This is a genomic window from Streptosporangium sp. NPDC001559, from assembly GCF_042893955.1.
In the GTDB taxonomy this organism is placed as follows: Bacteria; Actinomycetota; Actinomycetes; order Streptosporangiales; family Streptosporangiaceae; genus Streptosporangium.
The window spans coordinates 1-16198 of sequence record NZ_JBIAVG010000036.1 but is presented as its reverse complement, the minus strand read 5'-3'; the positions used below and the strand labels follow the sequence as shown (position 1 = coordinate 16198).

Genomic DNA, 16198 nt, shown 5'->3' with positions numbered 1-16198 from the left:
GCCTCCCGGCCGCCGACGCCCGCCGCCCCCCCGGGGGGCCCCCCCCGCGGGGTCGCTAGCCCCGGGGGGGCAAGGGTCTGCGCGGTGTCCCGCGCCCCCCCCCCTGGGGGGGGGTCCGCGGAACACGTCAAGGTGCCCGCGTCCCACGAGTGCCGGACCACCGTGGGACGCGGGCACGGCTCACCGTCGCCCGGCCGGGGCACCGTCCCTGTCACAGACGGTGTCACCCCCGGGCAGGACACCGTCGACCAGATACCGGTTGACGGTGGCGTCGACGCAGGTGTCGCCCGCCGCGAGGTAGGCGCCGTGACGGTAGGCGCCGCGCAATGTGACCATACGGGAACCGGTCAACGCCCGGTGCATGGCCCGTTGGCCGGGGTAGGGGGTCACCGGGTCGCCGGTGGCGCCGACGACCAGCAGCGGGACGTCGTTGCCGATCCTGGTCGGCGTCTCGACCGGTGCGGTCGGCCAGAAGGAGCAGGGACTGACGTTGCGGGTCATCGGCCCGAACAGCGGCTCGTCGGCGCGGTGGGCCTGGATGTCGCGGAAGTAGGACTGCGGGTCGCGGGTGACGGCCCTGTCGGCGCAGATGATCGGGGTCCCCGCCCGGTCCTCCGCCGATCCCGAACCGGTGAACAGGCCGTCGAGCGTCTCCTTCAACGACGCCGGGACGGTGACCGTTCTCCCCCGGGCGGCGTCGGCCAGCACCCGCACCTCGGCGGCGAGGCCGGCGTACGCCTCGGGCCGGTCGTCGTAGAGGCGGATGAACAGCAGGTAGGGAACGTGCTGGGTGCCGAGCCGATACGGGCCGACCCGCAGCGGGCGCCGGGTGGCGGCCCGGTTGACGTGCTCCACGGTGGCCAGGACCTCGGCCTCGGTCGTGCCCAGGCCGTACTCGGCGTCGCGCGCGGCGGCCCACGACGCCCAGTTCCGCAGCGCGGCGGCGATCGCCGGGCCGTTCTCCGACAGCAGGTCGGGGCCGTAGACGTCCGGTCCGACCGCGCTGTCCAGCACGACCCGGTCGGCGCGGGCGCCGAACATCTGCGTGTAGACGGCACCCAGGTAGGTGCCGTAGGAGTAGCCGAGGTAGGACAGCCTGGGCTCGCCGAGGGCCTCGCGGACGACGTCCATGTCGCGGGCGGTGTTGCGGGTCGTGGCGTGGGGCAGCAGGTCACGGTCTTCCCGGGCGCACCCGTCCGCCAGTTCCCTCATGAGGGTCACGCTCTCGTCGAAGGTGCGGCGGGTCGGACCGGCCGACCGGGTCGGGGTGTCGGTCGTCCACCCACAGCGGATCCGCCTGTTGCGGCCGACGAAGCGCGGGTCCATCCCGATCAGGTCGTAGCGGGCCGCGACGGCGGGCATGTAACCGGCCAGGAGCACCTGGGGCACCCCGCTCCCGCCGGGACCACCGGGGTTGATCAGCAGGGCGCCCCTGCGCCTGGCCGGGTCGGTCGCCCTGATCCGGGAGATCGCCACCGAGATGGTCCGTCCCCGGGGATTACGGTAGTCCAGCGGGACCTTGACCTCGGCGCACCGGGCCCCCGCCGCGTCCAGTTTCTCGCCGGTCTCGTCGTCCGGCCCGGTCCTGCAGTCGTGCCAGGTGAGTGTCTGCCGGTGGAACGTTCCGGCGGCCCCCGTGAGGTCCAGGACGTCCGCTGACGCCTGGCCGGTGACCGCCATCCCCGTCAGCAGCGTCGCCCCCGCGGCGACGACTGTGACGATCTTTCGTGCACGCACGGAAAGCCCCCTGTCGGATGTCATCACTCCCGAAGCTAGGTTCCGCGCGGTCGATCATGATCGGTCATATGGTCGATGGAACTCGACCATATGGACATTCCTCTCCTGTTCGCCCCGTGCCGGCTGGCATGATCGAGATCATGCGGACCCGCGTCCTTTTCGTGAGACATGGAGACTCCCTGCACAAGCACGAGCGGGTGACAGGCGGCCCGAAGGGCTGCCGGGGACTCACCGAGACCGGCAGGGAGCAGGCGGAACGGCTCGGGAGGCGGCTCGCCGCCGAGATCGGGGAGGCCAGGGCCTCGGTCTACTCCTCGATCCTGCCCAGGGCGGTCGAGACGGCCACCGCGATCTCGGCGGCTCGCGGCCTGCCCTTCTCCGAGGAGTTCCAGGACTGCGGGCTGTGCACCTGGCACCTCCCGCCGGAGGGGGACGGGTTGCCGAGTGAGGAGTTCCTGCGGCGTTTCCACGCCGACGGCGGCGGCGTCCACCGGCCCTTCCAGGTGGGCAACGAGAGCTGGGCCGAGCTGGTGACGCGCGTCAGCCGTACCGTCGCCGACCTCGCCTACCGCCATCGCGGTGAGACCGTCATCGTCGTCGGCCACGCGGAGACGGTCGAGGTCTCCTTCAACGTGTTCGGGCTGCTGCCCGCCTACCGCCCCTTCGATCTGGAGGTCTCCCCGGCCTCCGTGACGGAGTGGGTCACCGACGAGGACCCGGGCCGGTGGCCGCCGCCCCGGTGGACGCTCACCCGCTTCAACGACACCTGATCCGGGGCGTACCATGGGGCCGCACACGAAAACGCGGTCCGGTTGGTAGCCCGGGCATTGTCGCTCTCGTAACCGCCCTCTCCAGGGATGTCCGGTGTGCCGGAAACGGTCTCGTCAGGCCGTTCGTCGGCATACACCTGGGAGGGCGTTGTGATCTCACTGGCCGTTTACTACGAGGGCCCCTTCTGGGTCGGTGTCCTGGAGATGGTCGAGGGCGACGAACTGCGGGTGACGCGGTTCGTCCTCGGCGCGGAGCCGACCGACCCGGAGCTGTACGAGTTCCTGATGCGGCACGGTGGCGCGCTGCTCGCGCGGACCGCGGAGTCGCCTTCCGTACCGGCAGGGGAGCGCGCCGAGCGGCGGGTCAACCCCAAACGCGCCGCCAAACTCGCCGCCCGCCAGGCCGCCCGGGTCTCCACCAGGAGTACGGCCTCGCAGGAGGCGATGCGGATCGAGTTGGAGGGCCGCAAGCGTGAGGCGGCCACCGACCGGCGGGAGAGGAAGCGGGAACTGGCCGAGTACAGGCGCGAGGTCGCCAGGCGCAAACGCGTCGAACGGCACCGGGACACCTGACCGGCGGGCCGGTTTCGGCGCGTCCCCGGTTCGCCACCTGTCACGAGCAGACGTCCCCGACGGGTTCGGGTGTCGCCGCCGGGGACGCGCGGGTCAGACGCCGCCGGTGACGGAGATGGTCTGGCCGGTGATGCCGGTGTTGGCGGCCGAACCGAGGTAGACGACCGCGTTGGCCACCTCACGGGCGTCGAGCAGCCGGCCGACGGCCGTCAGGTTGATGTAGCGCCGGCTGAACGGTTCGATCCGCTCCTCGTTGCGCGCGGTCGCGGTGAGGCCGGGCAGTACGACGTTGGACAGGATGTCGCCGTCCCGGCCGAGGCTGAAGGCCGCGGACCGGCTGAACCCGTGCACCGCGGCCTTGGCCGTCGCGTAGTACTCCGCGCCGGCCATGCCCTCGTCGACGAGACCACTGGAGATGTGCACGAGGCGTCCGAAACGGCGTTCGCGCATCCCCGGAGTGACCAGCCTGCTCAGCTCCAGGTAGCCCTCGACGTTGCGCCGCACCATCTCACGCCAGGCGTCCTCCCCGACCTTCTCGAACGACTCGCCGGGCTCCCATCCCGAGGTGAAGAGGGCGTTGTTGACCAGCACGTCGATCCGGCCGGTCCAGTCGAGCGCGGCCGAGACCACGGCGCGGGCGGAATCGGAGTCGCCAAGCTCGTAGGGGACGACCAGGGCGTGTTCCCCGATCTCCTCGGCCACCCGCCCGGCCTCCTCGGGTGAGCTGCGATAGGTGAGCACCACGTCGGCACCCTCGGCGGCGAAACCCCGCGCGACCTCCCGGCCGATGCCGCCCGACGCTCCGGTCACGATCACGGTACGGCCGTCAAGTCCCAGGTCCATGAAAACCCCTTAACCGATTGGTTTGCTTCGCGACATCGAAGCATCGGGGCAGGGGAGGATCGTCGCCGGGGTGGGGTACCCCGGGTGTCCGGCGTTGGTGCGGGCGGCGCCTGACCCCGCCCCTCCATACTCCGCTCCCCTCGGGCACTGTCAACGGCCGTTCGAATTAGGCTTGTAACGGACGCCCCATATATGTAATTTGCGTTTCGCACAAAGGGGCGGCGGGCATCTGGACCCCGCGGGCTCTCCCCTCCTGCCGGGGAGGGCCCGCGGACTTCTCTCGGCTACGGCGCCGTACACGGCTGTTCAGTACGGTGACGGCAGCGCGGAGCGCTTCCCGCGGCGGCTGTGGGGGAGCTGTATCCGGACGAACCGGTGCCTAACCCACCCGGGAGACGATCTCGGCGGCGATGTCCCGGCTCAGGGTCTCGTCGGGTACGGCCCCGGCCTCCGTGAGCATGTGGGTCACCCTCGGTTCGACGGCGGCGATCCGCTCCGGGTGGACCAGGGCGGCGTGACCCCGCCGGTTCCGTGGGGAGAGGGCCGCCGGGTCGACGTCCGGGATGAAGTACTCGACGAACCGGGCGCCGTCGCCGGGGAACTCGCGCCGCTCCGCCAGGGGGACCAGGTCGGCGTGGAGCGCGCGCAGGTCGACGAGGTCCTTCAGCACGGCGTCCATGAGGACCCTGCGCAGGTCGCCGTGGTCGGTCCAGTCGGCCACCAGGTCGACGACGGTGCGGTGCGGGGTCGTCACCGGGACCCCCTCGACCACGGTCGTCTCCTCCGGCGTGAGACGCGCGAGGTGGATCTTCACCGCCCGCGGCGCCTCAAGCGTCTCGGGGGAGGTGAAGATCGTCAGAGGACTCGCGACCGAGCCGAGCCCCAGCAGGCGGCAGGCCGACTCGTGGGAGAGCACGGCGTCCTCGTCGGCCGAACGCGGCCGCTCCCAGCGGTAGAGCTCGGGCAGCAGCGCCAGCCAGGCGGCGTAGGGGTAGGCGTAGCGCGGCCCCGTCGACGACCACGCGAGCTGGTACACCGACCAGTCAAGCTCGACGAGCAGTCCCGAGGCGGCGAAGTGGGCGAGCCCCCGGTCGTCGACGTCGACCCGGGCCGCCTGCGCCGCGGTGACCATCCCGTTCTGGCGCGCGGCGACGGCCGACAACTCGGCGAACCGCTCTTCCCACATCATTCCTCCACCGTCTCCGGCCCGTCTTCGTGGTCCTCACGATGTCCACGCGGTGAACCGTCGATGGCCAACCTAACGCGCGATCCGCCGCGCGGGGCTTCGCGGAGACGGGAGAGCCATACGTCGCATGACCCACCGGGCCGGATTCTCCTCCCCAGGATCGACCTGTCGATTCCGGGGAGGAGAAAGCCGAGGTCAGGAACGGTGGACGCGCGGGTCGGCCCTCAGCGGGCGCGGCAGCCGTACGGTGATGAACTCGTCGTTGTCGGGCTCGCCCGGAGTACGGCCCGCGGAGAACGGGAAGTTGTTGTCGTTCAGCACACCCAGGGTCCGGTCGTCGAGGATCACCACGTCCTCGATGGTCTGGAACGGGAAGCGGAAGGTCTCCCCGAACCCGCCGAGCCCGGCCGGGTTGGCCAGGTCGAGCAGGTCGGCGACCAGGGTCTTGCGCTCGTCGCGCAGGTCCACCTGGTAGATCCGCTTGAACGCCGCCGCGTCCCCCTGGAGGTTGTCCCGCTCGATGACCAGGAAGCGGTTCCCGTCCACCGCGATCATGTCGCCGATCGCGTTGCCCGGACTCTCCAGCCGGTAGGTCCACCGCCTGCCGGTGTAGGAGCGCGAGCGCAGGTCGAACTCGTTGATCCGCAGCGTCCCCGCGGGGTCGCCCGCCACGGTCCCCTCAAGCAGCGGGTAGAGGGTGCGCCCGTCGACCGAACGGGCCATGCCCTCGAAGCCCTTGCTGGAGGCCAGGTTCGGCTGCTCGCCGTTCAGGGACGGGTTCTCCGGCGCCCTGACACCGGGCAGCGGGACCGGCGTCTCAAGCAGCCTGCCGGTGGCCGAGAAGTGCAGCAGGAACGGGCCGAACTCGTCGCCGATCCAGTAGGTCCCGTCGGAGGTCCGCACGATCGACTCGACGTCGAAGTCGGCGCCGGTCAGCTTCCGGTCGGAGCGGGTCAGCGGCCAGGTCACGCGGCCGTCCGGGTCGCTCAGGTCGAAACCGCCGAGCACCCTGACCGTCCCCCGCCGGAGGTCCGGCCTGATCCGGTGGACCCGAAGCAGGAAGTCGGCGCTGTTGGCCTTGGCGCCGTAGCCGTTGTCCGACAGCACGTCGAAGGTGCCGTCGCCACGCCGTACGACCCCGCTGAAGCCCTGCACCGGCTGCCCGGGGAACGGCGGGGTCACCCCGTTGACCGGCGCGGTGCCGAGCTGGGCGCCCGAGGGCTCGCTGCCGGGCACGAACGTCCGGGCCGGCAGCGAGGCGAACCCCGTCAGTACGGCCCTGCCGCGATCGGGCCGGTGGTCGGCCACCGCGGGGGTGGACATCGTCAGCGCCAGTACGGCGGCGCCGACCGTGATCGCCATGCGTCGTCTCATGGCGGCACGTTAGGCATCGCGTGTGAACACGCGGTGGTGCGCCGCGGGCCGTACGGAGAAGAAATCCGGGGTGCAACAGATGGACGGGGTCATACGTCCCTGGGACGTGGAATTCGCCGATTTCGTCGCCGCGCGCGGGGACGCGTTGTACCGGTACGGATACGTCCTGACCGGCAACGCCGAGGACGCGGCCGACCTGACCCAGGAGGCGTTGATGCGTTTGGGGAACGCGTGGCCACGGATCAAGAAAAAAGATGATCCGGAGGGATATGTCCGTACGACCATGGCGCGGCTGCACATCAGCATCTGGCGCAGACTGCGCAGGGAACGGCTGGTCGCGGCTGTTCCCGAGGGAGCCCACGCCGACACCCACCCGGACGAAACCGGCCTGTGGGACGAACTGCGGGGCCTGCCGCCGAAACAACGGGCCGTGCTGGTCCTGCGGTACTACGAGGACCTCTCCGACCAGGAGATCGCCGACCTGCTCGGCATCTCCCGCGGCACGGTGCGCAGCCAGGCGTTCCGCGCCCTCGAAAAGCTCAGAGTCCGGATGACCCCCGTGAAGGCGGAGGCGTTGTGATGAACGACAGGAACGAGGCGGACCTGATCCGTGTGCTGGCCGACGCCGCCGACCACGCGCCCGCCCTCACCCGGGACCTGGCCGGGGCGGTCCGGGCGGGGACCCAGGCCAGGCGGCGCTCCCACAGGGCGCGGGTGGCGCTCGTCTGCGCGGCCGTGGTGGCGATCGCGACAAGCCCTTGGGTGATCAGAGGCGTCCTTCCCGGCGGGGGCGAGCCGGAGAACGGCGTGTTCGCGGGTGCCTCCGAGGCCCCCGGCACGGCCGAGGTCTCCAGGAGGCCCATCCCGCGGCCCGTCTCCGAGGTCTGGCCCAAGGCGGTGTCCAGGATTCCGACGAAAGCGGCGGACGGTCTGACGTACCAGCCGGCGGTGGCACTGAGCCCGACGACGCTGCTGCTGATCGCCGAGTCCTCCTTCGAGAGGGCGGCCAGGCTGGACACCTACGACACGACGACGGGCCACAGCGAGCCACTCGTCCGGCTACCCTCGCCCGAGGGCAGGCGGAACTACTACGTCCAGAGGATCGAGGTGGGGACCGACACCATCGCCTGGTGGGGCGACGTCCAGGACGACGACACGTGGGCCGACTTCTGGGTGGCCCCCAGAACAGGCGGTACGGCCAGGCAGGTCGGCGAGGTCACGGGGGCGCTCGCCAAGGTGGAGGGGTTCGGCGTCACGCGGGACTCCCTGGTGTGGTCGGTACGCGGCGGCGGGGTGTATCGCATGCCACTGGAGGGCGGCGCCCCCCAGCCGGTTCCGGGGGCGGAGGGGCTCACGCTGATCTCATGGCCCTGGGCGTCCGACGTCTCCCTGCGCGACGACAGGAACCAGACGAAACTGGTCAACCTCTCCACAGGGCAGACGCTCCCCGTCAACCCGCCGGAGGGAGCCGAGCAGTTCCGGTGTGGTCCCGTCTGGTGCTCCGGCCTGACGAAGGAAGGAAACATCGTGCAACGTGTCGACGGAAGCGACCGCAGGATCCCATCCGCCTTCTCCGGTCCGTCGGCGGCTCCTCTGCGCATGCTCACGACGGGTTTCCTGGGCCCCGCCCAGGGTCCGAACCCCCGCCTGTCGGTCCTCTACGACCCGGAGACCGGCGAGGCCGCGGGATTCGGTGAGCGAACCACGAAGGACCAGGGCTGGTACGGCGTCGGCAGGTCCTCCACGCTCCCTTCGGTCCTCTACACGAACCCCAAGGGGATCATCCCGAAGGGGCCGGACGCATCGGAGCCGACGTGCGAGGAGAAGTGCACGACGGAGAGATACCTCGTCGTCAACCTCCTGGCCATCCCCACCTCCTGACCCGTCACCACGCTCTTTCCCGGTCGCCAGGCCCTCCCCACCGGGAACCGGGCGGGGTGTCCCCGGTCCTCTCCTGGGCCTGTCCGCCCCGAGGCCGGACGGCCATCGGGGCCGGGTGCTCCGGTTCTCCCCGCTGGGGGGCCGGGTCGGTCGTCCCCGGTCCTTTCCGGAGTTCGTCCGTATGGGAGGGCCGGGAGCACGGGGTCCGACGCCGCCCGGTGTTCCGTCCGCGCCGAGGCCGGACGACCATCGGGAACGAGTGTTCCTATGTCGCCCGGTTCCCCCTGCCGGGGGGCCGGGTCGGTCGTCCCCGGTCCTTTCCGGAGTTCGTCCGTATGGGAGGGCTGGGAGCACGGGGTCCGACGCCGCCCGGCGTTTCGTCCGCGCCGAGGTCGAACGGCCATCGGGACTGGGTGCTCCTGTGTCGCCCGGTTCCCCCTGCCGGGGCCGGACGGCGGTGACAGGGACTGGGGGTGGTCACGATGGCCGGTGTTCCGTCCGCGCCGAGGCCGGACGACCATCGGGAACGAGTGTTCCGGTGTCGCCCGGTTCCCCCTGCCAGGGCCGGACGGCGGTGACGGGGACTGGGTGGTCACGATGGCGGCCGGGTGGCCGTCGTACCGGGGTTGGGCGGTCACGACAAGGGGCCGGACGGCCATCGGGAACGAGTGTTCCGTGCCGCCCGGTCCTTCTCATTGGGCCCGGGTGGTCGGCGGTCACCATCGCGGGCCGGATGATCGTCACGGGTGGGGTGGGCGCGGGAGAGGGGGCAACCGGCCTGGCGGGAGTATGAGGACGCGGCTGGGGAGGGGCGAAGCCGTACTGGGAGGGGTGGTGCCTTGCCGAAAGGGGGCGGTGCCGTAAATGTCAGGAGATGTCGGGGGACAGCTCCTGGGCGAGGATCGCGGCCTGGACGCGGCTGCGCAGGCCCAGTTTGTTCAGCAGCCTGCTGACGTGGGTCTTCGTGGTCGCCTCCGCCATGTCCAGTTCGACGGCGATCTCCGCGTTGGACAGGCCCCGGCCGATGCACGCCAGCACCTCGCGTTCGCGCGGCGTCAGGCCGCCGACCTCCGGGACCGGCCCGCGCGTGGGAACCGCCCCCCTGAAGGCCGCGATCAGCCGCCGGGTCACCGTCGGGGAGATCAGCCCGTCCCCCCGCGCGACCACCCGCACCGCCTCGACCAACCCCTCGGCGTCGGTGCTCTTGAGCAGGAACCCGGCCGCCCCGGCCCGCAGCGCGCCGAAGACGTACTCGTCGAGGTCGAACGTGGTCAGGATCAACACGTCCGTGATCCCGCTCAGCGCGCGGGTCGCGGAGATCCCGTCGAGTCTGGGCATCCTGATGTCCATCAGCACCACGTCGGGCCGCAGGTCACGGGCCATCGCCACGGCCCGCTCGCCGTCCTCGGCCTGACCGACCACCTCGATGTCGTCGTGGCCGTCGAGGATCAGCACGATCCCACTGCGCACCGCCGCGTGGTCGTCGGCCACCAGAACCCTGACCGTCACAGCACCCTCCCCCCGTACGGCCCAGTACACACCCTCCGACGCTCACACACCCCGGCCCCGAAGGCCGCCACGGCACTCTTCCTTCGGGTGACATCGGCGGTTCGGTGTGTTTTGTCCAGCCTGGTCGTGGGGATCGTCACAGTGCCTTCCCACTGGGTGGTTCGGTGTGGCCTCGTGTCCTGGGCCGGCTCGGTCTTGGCAGCCGTCACAGCACCCTCCCCCCAGGTAGCACCGAGGACTCCTTGGTCGGCAGTTCGGCGTGGACCCGCCAGCCCTCCTCGTACGGCCCGGCCTCGAAGGAACCGCCGACCAGGCTCGCGCGCTCCCGCATTCCGACGATCCCGGCCCCGGCGCTGGGCAGATCAGGGGAACCGTACCGCCTGGAGGCCCTCCTGGCCGATCCCACCGGGTTGTCGGCGACCAGGATGATCGTCCCGGCGCCGTACTCGACCACCAGGTCGACCTTCTCCTCGCCGTGTTTGAGGGCGTTCGTCAGGGACTCCTGGATGATCCGGTATCCGGCGAGATCGACAGCGGCGGGCAGTTCCCTGGGCTCGCCCTCAACGCGCAGCCGCACGTCCAGGCCCGCCTCCCGCGCCCGTGTCGCCAGCTCGTCCACTTCCGCCACCCGGCGCCGGATCGCCTCGGCCTTCTCCCCGTCCCCGCTCTGCCTGAGCAGCCCGATCATGGAACGCATCTCGGCCATGCCCTGGACACTGTTCTCCCGGACCGACTCGAGGATGCCCCGGACGGTCGCCATGTCGAGATCCTTGCGGGAGAGCACCGCCGTGGACTGGATGGCGATCGCGCTGAAGTGGTTGGCGATCATGTCGTGCAGCTCACGGGCCATCCTGGCCCGTTCGGCCTCCACCGCCTCTCGCCGGTCGAGCTCGGCCAGCCGCGCGACCTGCTCGGCCCTGGCCCGCTCAAGCTCGGCCTGCGTCCTGAACTGCCTGATGATGAGCGCGGTGACGACCGGCGCGGTGCCGATCAGGCCGAACTGCGCCGCGGTGACCGCGAAGACCCGCAGGTCATGGGAGAGGAGCGCGAGCAAGGCGCCGAGGATGACCGCCAGCGCCGAGATGACGCCGAACAGCCACCTGCCCAGCCTGGCCGGGCCGTACAGGGTGGCGGCGTAGAGGTTGTCGGTGAACACCATGATCGTGCCCAGGGAGTAGCCGAAGATCATGTCCAGCGTGAACCCCGTCGTGCCCAGCGTGAGGGCACCCACCGGATGGCTGCGCCGTACCGCCACGCCGAGACAGGTGAGCAGCAACGGGCCGACGAGCAGCTGGACGGGCACGGTCGGAGGAAGGAAGGGCACGAGCTCCGCCAGGCCCACCGACAACGGCTGGCGGTTGTAGGCTCCGGCGGCGAGCAGGATCAGCCCCATCACCAGGGCGATCACGGCCCACAGGGCGTCCCGTCTCATGGGTTCCATCCCATCATCCCGAGGTCCGTGGCTCATCCGGCGGCGGGCGGGTTCGTCGTACACACAAGGATGTAGGCGGGGCCACGGACTTCGTCAGCGCAGACGATGCCCGAACCGGGGGCGCGCGCCGATCCTTGAACCATGGTTCTGGCGGTGATCATTGGTTGCGAGATCGGCTTCTGGGTTCTTCTCGGGCTCGGTCTCGCGACGCGTTACCTGCTGCGCATGCGACGTCTCAGTACGGCCCTGCTGCTCGGGGTGCCGTTGCTCGACGTGATCCTGTTGGCCGCCTCGGTGGTCGACATCCGCGGCGGCGCCGAGGCGGACTGGCGCCACGGTCTGGCCGCGGGCTACCTCGCCTACTCGATCGTCTTCGGCCATCGGACCCTCAAGTGGGCCGACCAGCGCTTCGCCCACCGCTTCGCCGGAGGGCCGCCGCCCTGGAAGCCCCCGCCCGGCGGTAAGGCCAGGGCCCGCTACGAATGGATGATGTGGCTTCGCACCGTCCTGGCCTGCGCCATCGCCGCCGTCGTGCTGTACGGCCTGGGCTGGCTGGTCGGTGACTGGTCGAAGGCGAGCGGCCTGCTGGAGTTCGGAAGCATCCTCCCGAGGATCGTCCTCATCTCCCTCCTGTGGCCCCTCAGCTACACCCTGTTCCCCAAGAAGGAAGCGACTCCGGCTTCGGCTCCGGCTCCGGCTCCGGTGGAGAACTCTGTTCCTTCGGATCACTCCCTTCGGTAGAGGTTCCCCCATGGGGGCTGTTCCTCGGGGCCCGTCCGGGGGGAACCGCGCAGGCGTCCTCACCTGGTGGTCGGGGAGTCGTTCCCTTGATGGGTTCTGTTGGCTGGGGTCCTGGTTGTTTTCCGAGGGGTTCTGTCCGGGGGAGCCGTGGGGGTGTCCTCAGCTGGTGGTCGGGGAGTCGTTCCCTTGGTGGGTTCTGTTGGCTGGGGTCCTGGTTGTTTTCCGAGGAGTTCTGTCCGGGGGAGCCGAGGGGTGTCTTCACCTGGTGGCCGGGGAGTCGTTCGCTCGATGGGTTCCGTTGGCCAGGGCCCGGGTTGTTCCCTCGGGGACTCCGTTCGCCAGAAGCTGCCCTCCGCGGAAGGCCATTCCCTTCGAGGAGCTTCGGGGCGGAAACAGGTCCATGGGGCTTCGTTCCCGTGGAGGGTTCCGCGTCGGAGGTCCGCAGCTCAGGAAGCCTCGTGTTTCGGGGGTCACGGGGCTTCCTGACCTGGTCTTTTCGTGCCCATGGTGCTGGTGGGCTTCGCTGAGTTCACCGATGCATCCATACCCGTCAAAACGGCACCATGCTCACCAAGGCCCCGCTGCGTACCATGCGGGATATGCGTCCCCTCCAGCACCCGGATGTCTCGACGATCACACTGCCCATGATGCTGAGCGCCCTGGCCGACGAGGTCCGCCTGACGGTCGTCCGCCGGCTCGCCGAGGCCGGGGGCGTGGTCTGCGGCCAGTTCGACGTCCCCGTGAGTATGTCCACGCTCTCCCATCACCTGAAGGTCTTACGCGAGGCCGGGCTCCTACGCGTCACCCCCGAGGGCAGCTTCCGTCGTCACGAACTCCGCCTCCCCGAGATGGAGGCCCGCTTCCCCGGTGTCCTGTCCTCCATCCTCAAGACCGCCCCCTGAGGACTTTGGGGACCTCCGGTGCCACAGCCGATTATTTGGCTGAGCACCCACCCACGCCTGGTAGAGTTATCCCCGTCGCCAAGGCCACCAGGCCCAAAACGACAGGCAAGCGGCCGTAGCTCAATGGATAGAGCATCTGACTACGGATCAGAAGGTTAGGGGTTCGAGTCCTCTCGGCCGCGCAGCAGGTCAGAGGCCCTCCGGGATCATCCGGAGGGCCTCTTTCATGTCCGTACAGCAGCGCAATACAGCAACGCCGTAAGCCGTGGTTCGGTACGCCCTCATCCGGACGAGACCGGTAGCTGAATCTCCCGGGCTCGACCGGTGCGTCGCCGGCCTCGCGGAGCAGGAGAAGGCGACTGGTGGCGGCAGCGGAGTCGCGCATGTCGTATCTCTGGACCGCAACGCACCATACGCGCTGTCGGACAGGGAGGGCATGAGCGCAGCGCGAGCCGTCCGCCGGAAACTGTCGCATCCGTCTGTTTGGGTGATCGGGAGAAGAGACGAACCCGCCCGAGACGATGCGCCTTTCAAGGCCGAGAAGGTGGTCTTCATGGGAAAACTCCTGGCCAGTGCGGTGCACAAGGTGGAGGGATCCTTCTACGTGCTCGACAAGGGGGTCGTTGACGGAGGGCACCCGGATGGGCCTGTCCCATGGGGCCATGAGGTCAGTCCTCCGGGGCAGGATTGGCTCGATGTCGGCTCCAACAGCGTCCGCTTCAGAGGCAGACGATGGAAGACAGGTTATGTACGTCTCGAACTGTGGAGTGCAGCGCCTTCCGTGGATGCGTCCTGGCATCGATCATGGGAGGGAGAGCTCTCCTCGCCGTCGGGCATCATCTACCCCCTGGAGGATGAGACAGGGGGGATACTCGATGACCGCCTTTTCTTCGATCTGGGGCGACGAGAGACGACGTGGCGGATCCGGGTGCAGGCGAAGTTCCTGAAGAACGACCGGGAACCGGATTTCCCTGCCGACGCCTACGAAGTGGACTTCTTTAAGATCCAGTTCTGGAGGCATCCTGAGGAATAGCGGAAGGCCTTCCTGATTTTTCCCGGAGGCCCTCCGCTGTGTCTTCCACGGCAACCTGATCAGATGCTTCCGTCCAGCCGCTGATTCAGCCGATCGAGCGCCTTGCGCGTCTCGGGCGACGGGATCTGCGTGTAGACATCCATGGTCATCGAGATCTGCGAGTGCCGCAGGACGCGCATCGCGACGCGCGGGTGAACGTCAAGGGCGGCCAGGAGCGAGGCGCAGGTGTGCCGGGTGTCGTGGACACGGATCGTCGGCACGCCCGCCCGCTGGCAGTGCGCTTCGAAGGCCCGGTTGAAGTTGCGCGGCTCGATCGGCGTGCCGTTCCGCGTGGTGAAGACGAGATCGGAGTCCTGCCACCTCTCTCCGGCGGCCTTACGGGCGTCCTGCTGTACGTGCCGGCGGTGCTTGAGGGCGGTGATGCACAGGCCGAGGAGCGGCAGCGACGCCGTCGAGTCGTCGGTCTTGGTCGTTTCCCGGTGAAGGAGCTCGCCACGGACCCGGTTGAGCTGACGGGAGATCCACAGCTGCTCTCCACCAAGGTCGACGCAGTCCCAGGCCAGCCCGAGCACCTCACCCCGCCGCAGACCCAGAACGAGGATCAGCACGTAGGCCGCGTAGAGCGGGTCGTCGATCGCCCGCAGGTGTTCGAGAAACCGTCGTGCCTCGTCGACGCCCCACACCACACGCTGTCGCTTCTTCTTCGTCTTACTGGCGGCGGGCAGGGTGGTCAGCGCCGCGACGTTCTTGGAGATCAACTCTTCCCGTACGGCGTTGCCCAGCGCGGAACGGAGGACACGACGGATGCTCGCGATCGTGCTCCGGGAGGGATACCCCTTGCAGCACTTCCCGACGGCGCAGCACCGGCGCTTGCTCTCCGGGCGCCGGTGGTCCTTCTTCTGGTCACAGCAGGTGAACAGAGTCGGAAGCGTGTTGAGCCAGATCTGCACGTCGCGGACCGTGAGCTTGTCGAGGCGCTTCTTCCCCAGGCTGGGGATGATGTAGAGCCGAACCAGCGGTTCGTAGGCCACGTAGGTCGTCGGCTCCCGGTTGGGCTCGATCACCTCGGCGAGCCAGCGCGTCAGGTAGGCGGCAAGAGTGGGGTACTTGGTCGGCACCGGTCCCTTGCGCGCCAACTCGTGGAGCTTGAGCCACTTCTCGTGGGTCTCCTCACGGGTCTTGCCGTAGGCCCACTTCCGGGTCCTCTTGCCCTCCGGCGTGGTGACCCAGACGTAGCCCGCCCAGCCGTCCTTGTACGGGAAGACCGAGCCCTCACCGTTCGAGCGCTTGCCCATCAGGCGGCCTCCTCGCGAAGTCGGGTCACGTAGTCGCTCAGCGCGGACTCCGGAATACGGCGGCAGCGAACGCCGACCACGACGGAGGCCAGTTCGCCGGAGCGGAGGAGGCTGTAGAGGGTCCAGCGGCTGACCTTGAGCTTGGCCATCACCTCGGGCACCGTCAGCATGTCGTCGGTCTTCATCGGCCGCCTCCGCCGTCTGGTGAAGCGGGTGAGGGCGGGTCACCACTCAGGAGAGCAGCAAGCAGGGCATCTCCAGCGGACAGACCCTTGCCTGCGTACTCCCAGTGAGAGATCACAAGGACGGTGTCCTCGTCGAACAGGGGCAGGCGGGCGTGGTCGCGGCGTTCGTCGCGGATGGCGCCCATGGTGGTGGAGTAGTGGCGGGACCGGGTGGAGAAGTGGCCGTGGAACCCGAGCATGTGGGCCCACTGGGTTAGCCGCAGGTCGGCGTATTCGTCGAGGGCACCCAGGCGCATGCATTCGGCGATGAGGCGGCGCGGGTGGTCGCGCAGGTTGAAGGCTTCCAGGTCGTCGAGGGGGTTGATGCGCCGGTCGAGGGCGCCGACGCATTCGGCGGCCTTGGTGGCGTACTTGGCGATGTAGCCAGCCACCGCCTGGTCCGACAGCTCCCCGCCCAGGGTGATCTCGCGAGCATCGAGCTGCCGCCCCCATCGCAGGGTCCGGGCGGGTTCGTCGGCGGTGGCGGGGGTGGTCGCGGTGACTGCGTGGGCGGCGTGCCGTACGGCGTCGGCCAGCATCTCGGCGGTGGCCCAGGTCGGAGGCGGGAAGGTGGGCCCGTCGGGGCCGTCGAGGCGGATGACGGCGTGGAAGTGCACCACCCCGCGCCGCTGGTACTCGGCGACCTTGGCAAACGAGATCGTGCACTGGGCGCGCAGCTCCCGCAGTGTCAGGCCTGC

Annotated in this window: 16 protein-coding genes and 1 tRNA gene; 8 read left to right on the top strand and 9 right to left on the bottom strand. The window is 69.6% G+C overall.

Features of this window, described 5'->3' with window-relative positions; genetic code table 11:
• Window positions 1-180: 180 nt before the first annotated feature.
• Window positions 181-1737 (bottom strand): alpha/beta hydrolase, encoded by a 1557-nt coding sequence (locus ACFYY8_RS41835; protein ID WP_390050652.1) that lies wholly within the window; start codon window positions 1735-1737, stop codon window positions 181-183.
• Window positions 1738-1877: 140 nt separating this feature from the next.
• On the opposite strand from ACFYY8_RS41835, the gene ACFYY8_RS41830 reads away from it, so the two are divergent.
• The gene (locus tag ACFYY8_RS41830; protein WP_390050651.1) at window positions 1878-2507 is read left to right on the top strand and encodes a histidine phosphatase family protein; all 630 of its coding nucleotides are present in this window, start codon (window positions 1878-1880) and stop codon (window positions 2505-2507) included.
• 150 nt (window positions 2508-2657) lie between these two features.
• A complete protein-coding gene (locus tag ACFYY8_RS41825) occupies window positions 2658-3080 on the top strand; it encodes a YjdF family protein (protein ID WP_390050650.1) in 423 nt (140 codons plus the stop codon).
• 93 nt (window positions 3081-3173) lie between these two features.
• Here the strand turns inward: ACFYY8_RS41825 and ACFYY8_RS41820 are convergent, their stop codons facing one another.
• From ACFYY8_RS41820 to ACFYY8_RS41810, 3 genes are all read right to left on the bottom strand, one after another.
• The gene (locus tag ACFYY8_RS41820; protein WP_390050649.1) at window positions 3174-3923 is read right to left on the bottom strand and encodes an SDR family NAD(P)-dependent oxidoreductase; all 750 of its coding nucleotides are present in this window, start codon (window positions 3921-3923) and stop codon (window positions 3174-3176) included.
• Window positions 3924-4302: 379 nt separating this feature from the next.
• A complete protein-coding gene (locus ACFYY8_RS41815) occupies window positions 4303-5112 on the bottom strand; it encodes a hypothetical protein (protein ID WP_390050648.1) in 810 nt (269 codons plus the stop codon).
• 192 nt (window positions 5113-5304) lie between these two features.
• Window positions 5305-6483 (bottom strand): esterase-like activity of phytase family protein, encoded by a 1179-nt coding sequence (locus ACFYY8_RS41810; protein ID WP_390050647.1) that lies wholly within the window; start codon window positions 6481-6483, stop codon window positions 5305-5307.
• A gap of 79 nt (window positions 6484-6562) precedes the next feature.
• On the opposite strand from ACFYY8_RS41810, the gene ACFYY8_RS41805 reads away from it, so the two are divergent.
• Window positions 6563-7063, top strand: coding sequence for a SigE family RNA polymerase sigma factor (locus tag ACFYY8_RS41805; RefSeq protein ID WP_390050646.1), 501 nt, complete (start codon window positions 6563-6565; stop codon window positions 7061-7063).
• The gene (locus tag ACFYY8_RS41800; protein ID WP_390050645.1) at window positions 7063-8364 is read left to right on the top strand and encodes a hypothetical protein; all 1302 of its coding nucleotides are present in this window, start codon (window positions 7063-7065) and stop codon (window positions 8362-8364) included. The genes ACFYY8_RS41805 and ACFYY8_RS41800 overlap by 1 nt, the downstream gene beginning before the upstream one ends.
• Window positions 8365-9231: 867 nt before the next feature.
• Here ACFYY8_RS41800 and ACFYY8_RS41795 read toward each other — a convergent pair.
• Window positions 9232-9873, bottom strand: a complete 642-nt coding sequence (locus ACFYY8_RS41795) for a response regulator (RefSeq protein WP_390050644.1) — start codon at window positions 9871-9873, stop codon at window positions 9232-9234.
• Between the two features lie 205 nt (window positions 9874-10078).
• Complete coding sequence (locus ACFYY8_RS41790) at window positions 10079-11305, bottom strand: sensor histidine kinase (protein ID WP_390050643.1); 1227 nt, start codon at window positions 11303-11305, stop codon at window positions 10079-10081.
• Window positions 11306-11446: 141 nt separating this feature from the next.
• On the opposite strand from ACFYY8_RS41790, the gene ACFYY8_RS41785 reads away from it, so the two are divergent.
• From ACFYY8_RS41785 to ACFYY8_RS41770, 4 genes are all read left to right on the top strand, one after another.
• Window positions 11447-12046 carry a hypothetical protein gene (locus ACFYY8_RS41785; RefSeq protein WP_390050642.1) on the top strand — a complete coding sequence of 200 codons (600 nt, stop codon included), beginning with the start codon at window positions 11447-11449 and terminating at the stop codon, window positions 12044-12046.
• Window positions 12047-12645: 599 nt separating this feature from the next.
• Window positions 12646-12948, top strand: a complete 303-nt coding sequence (locus ACFYY8_RS41780; protein WP_352012871.1) for a metalloregulator ArsR/SmtB family transcription factor — start codon at window positions 12646-12648, stop codon at window positions 12946-12948.
• 109 nt (window positions 12949-13057) lie between these two features.
• Window positions 13058-13130: transfer RNA gene (locus ACFYY8_RS41775), tRNA-Arg, on the top strand.
• Window positions 13131-13213: 83 nt separating this feature from the next.
• A complete protein-coding gene (locus tag ACFYY8_RS41770; RefSeq protein ID WP_390050641.1) occupies window positions 13214-13981 on the top strand; it encodes a hypothetical protein in 768 nt (255 codons plus the stop codon).
• Between the two features lie 59 nt (window positions 13982-14040).
• Here the strand turns inward: ACFYY8_RS41770 and xerC are convergent, their stop codons facing one another.
• The 3 genes from xerC to ACFYY8_RS41755 form a co-directional block, all read right to left on the bottom strand.
• Window positions 14041-15276, bottom strand: coding sequence for a tyrosine recombinase XerC (gene xerC / locus ACFYY8_RS41765; RefSeq protein ID WP_390050640.1), 1236 nt, complete (start codon window positions 15274-15276; stop codon window positions 14041-14043).
• The gene (locus tag ACFYY8_RS41760) at window positions 15276-15461 is read right to left on the bottom strand and encodes a helix-turn-helix transcriptional regulator (RefSeq protein WP_390050639.1); all 186 of its coding nucleotides are present in this window, start codon (window positions 15459-15461) and stop codon (window positions 15276-15278) included. Before ACFYY8_RS41760 ends, xerC begins: the two co-directional genes overlap by 1 nt.
• On the bottom strand, window positions 15458-16198 hold a 741-nt coding region (locus tag ACFYY8_RS41755), incomplete at its 5' end, for a replication initiator (protein ID WP_390050638.1). The genes ACFYY8_RS41760 and ACFYY8_RS41755, both read right to left, overlap by 4 nt.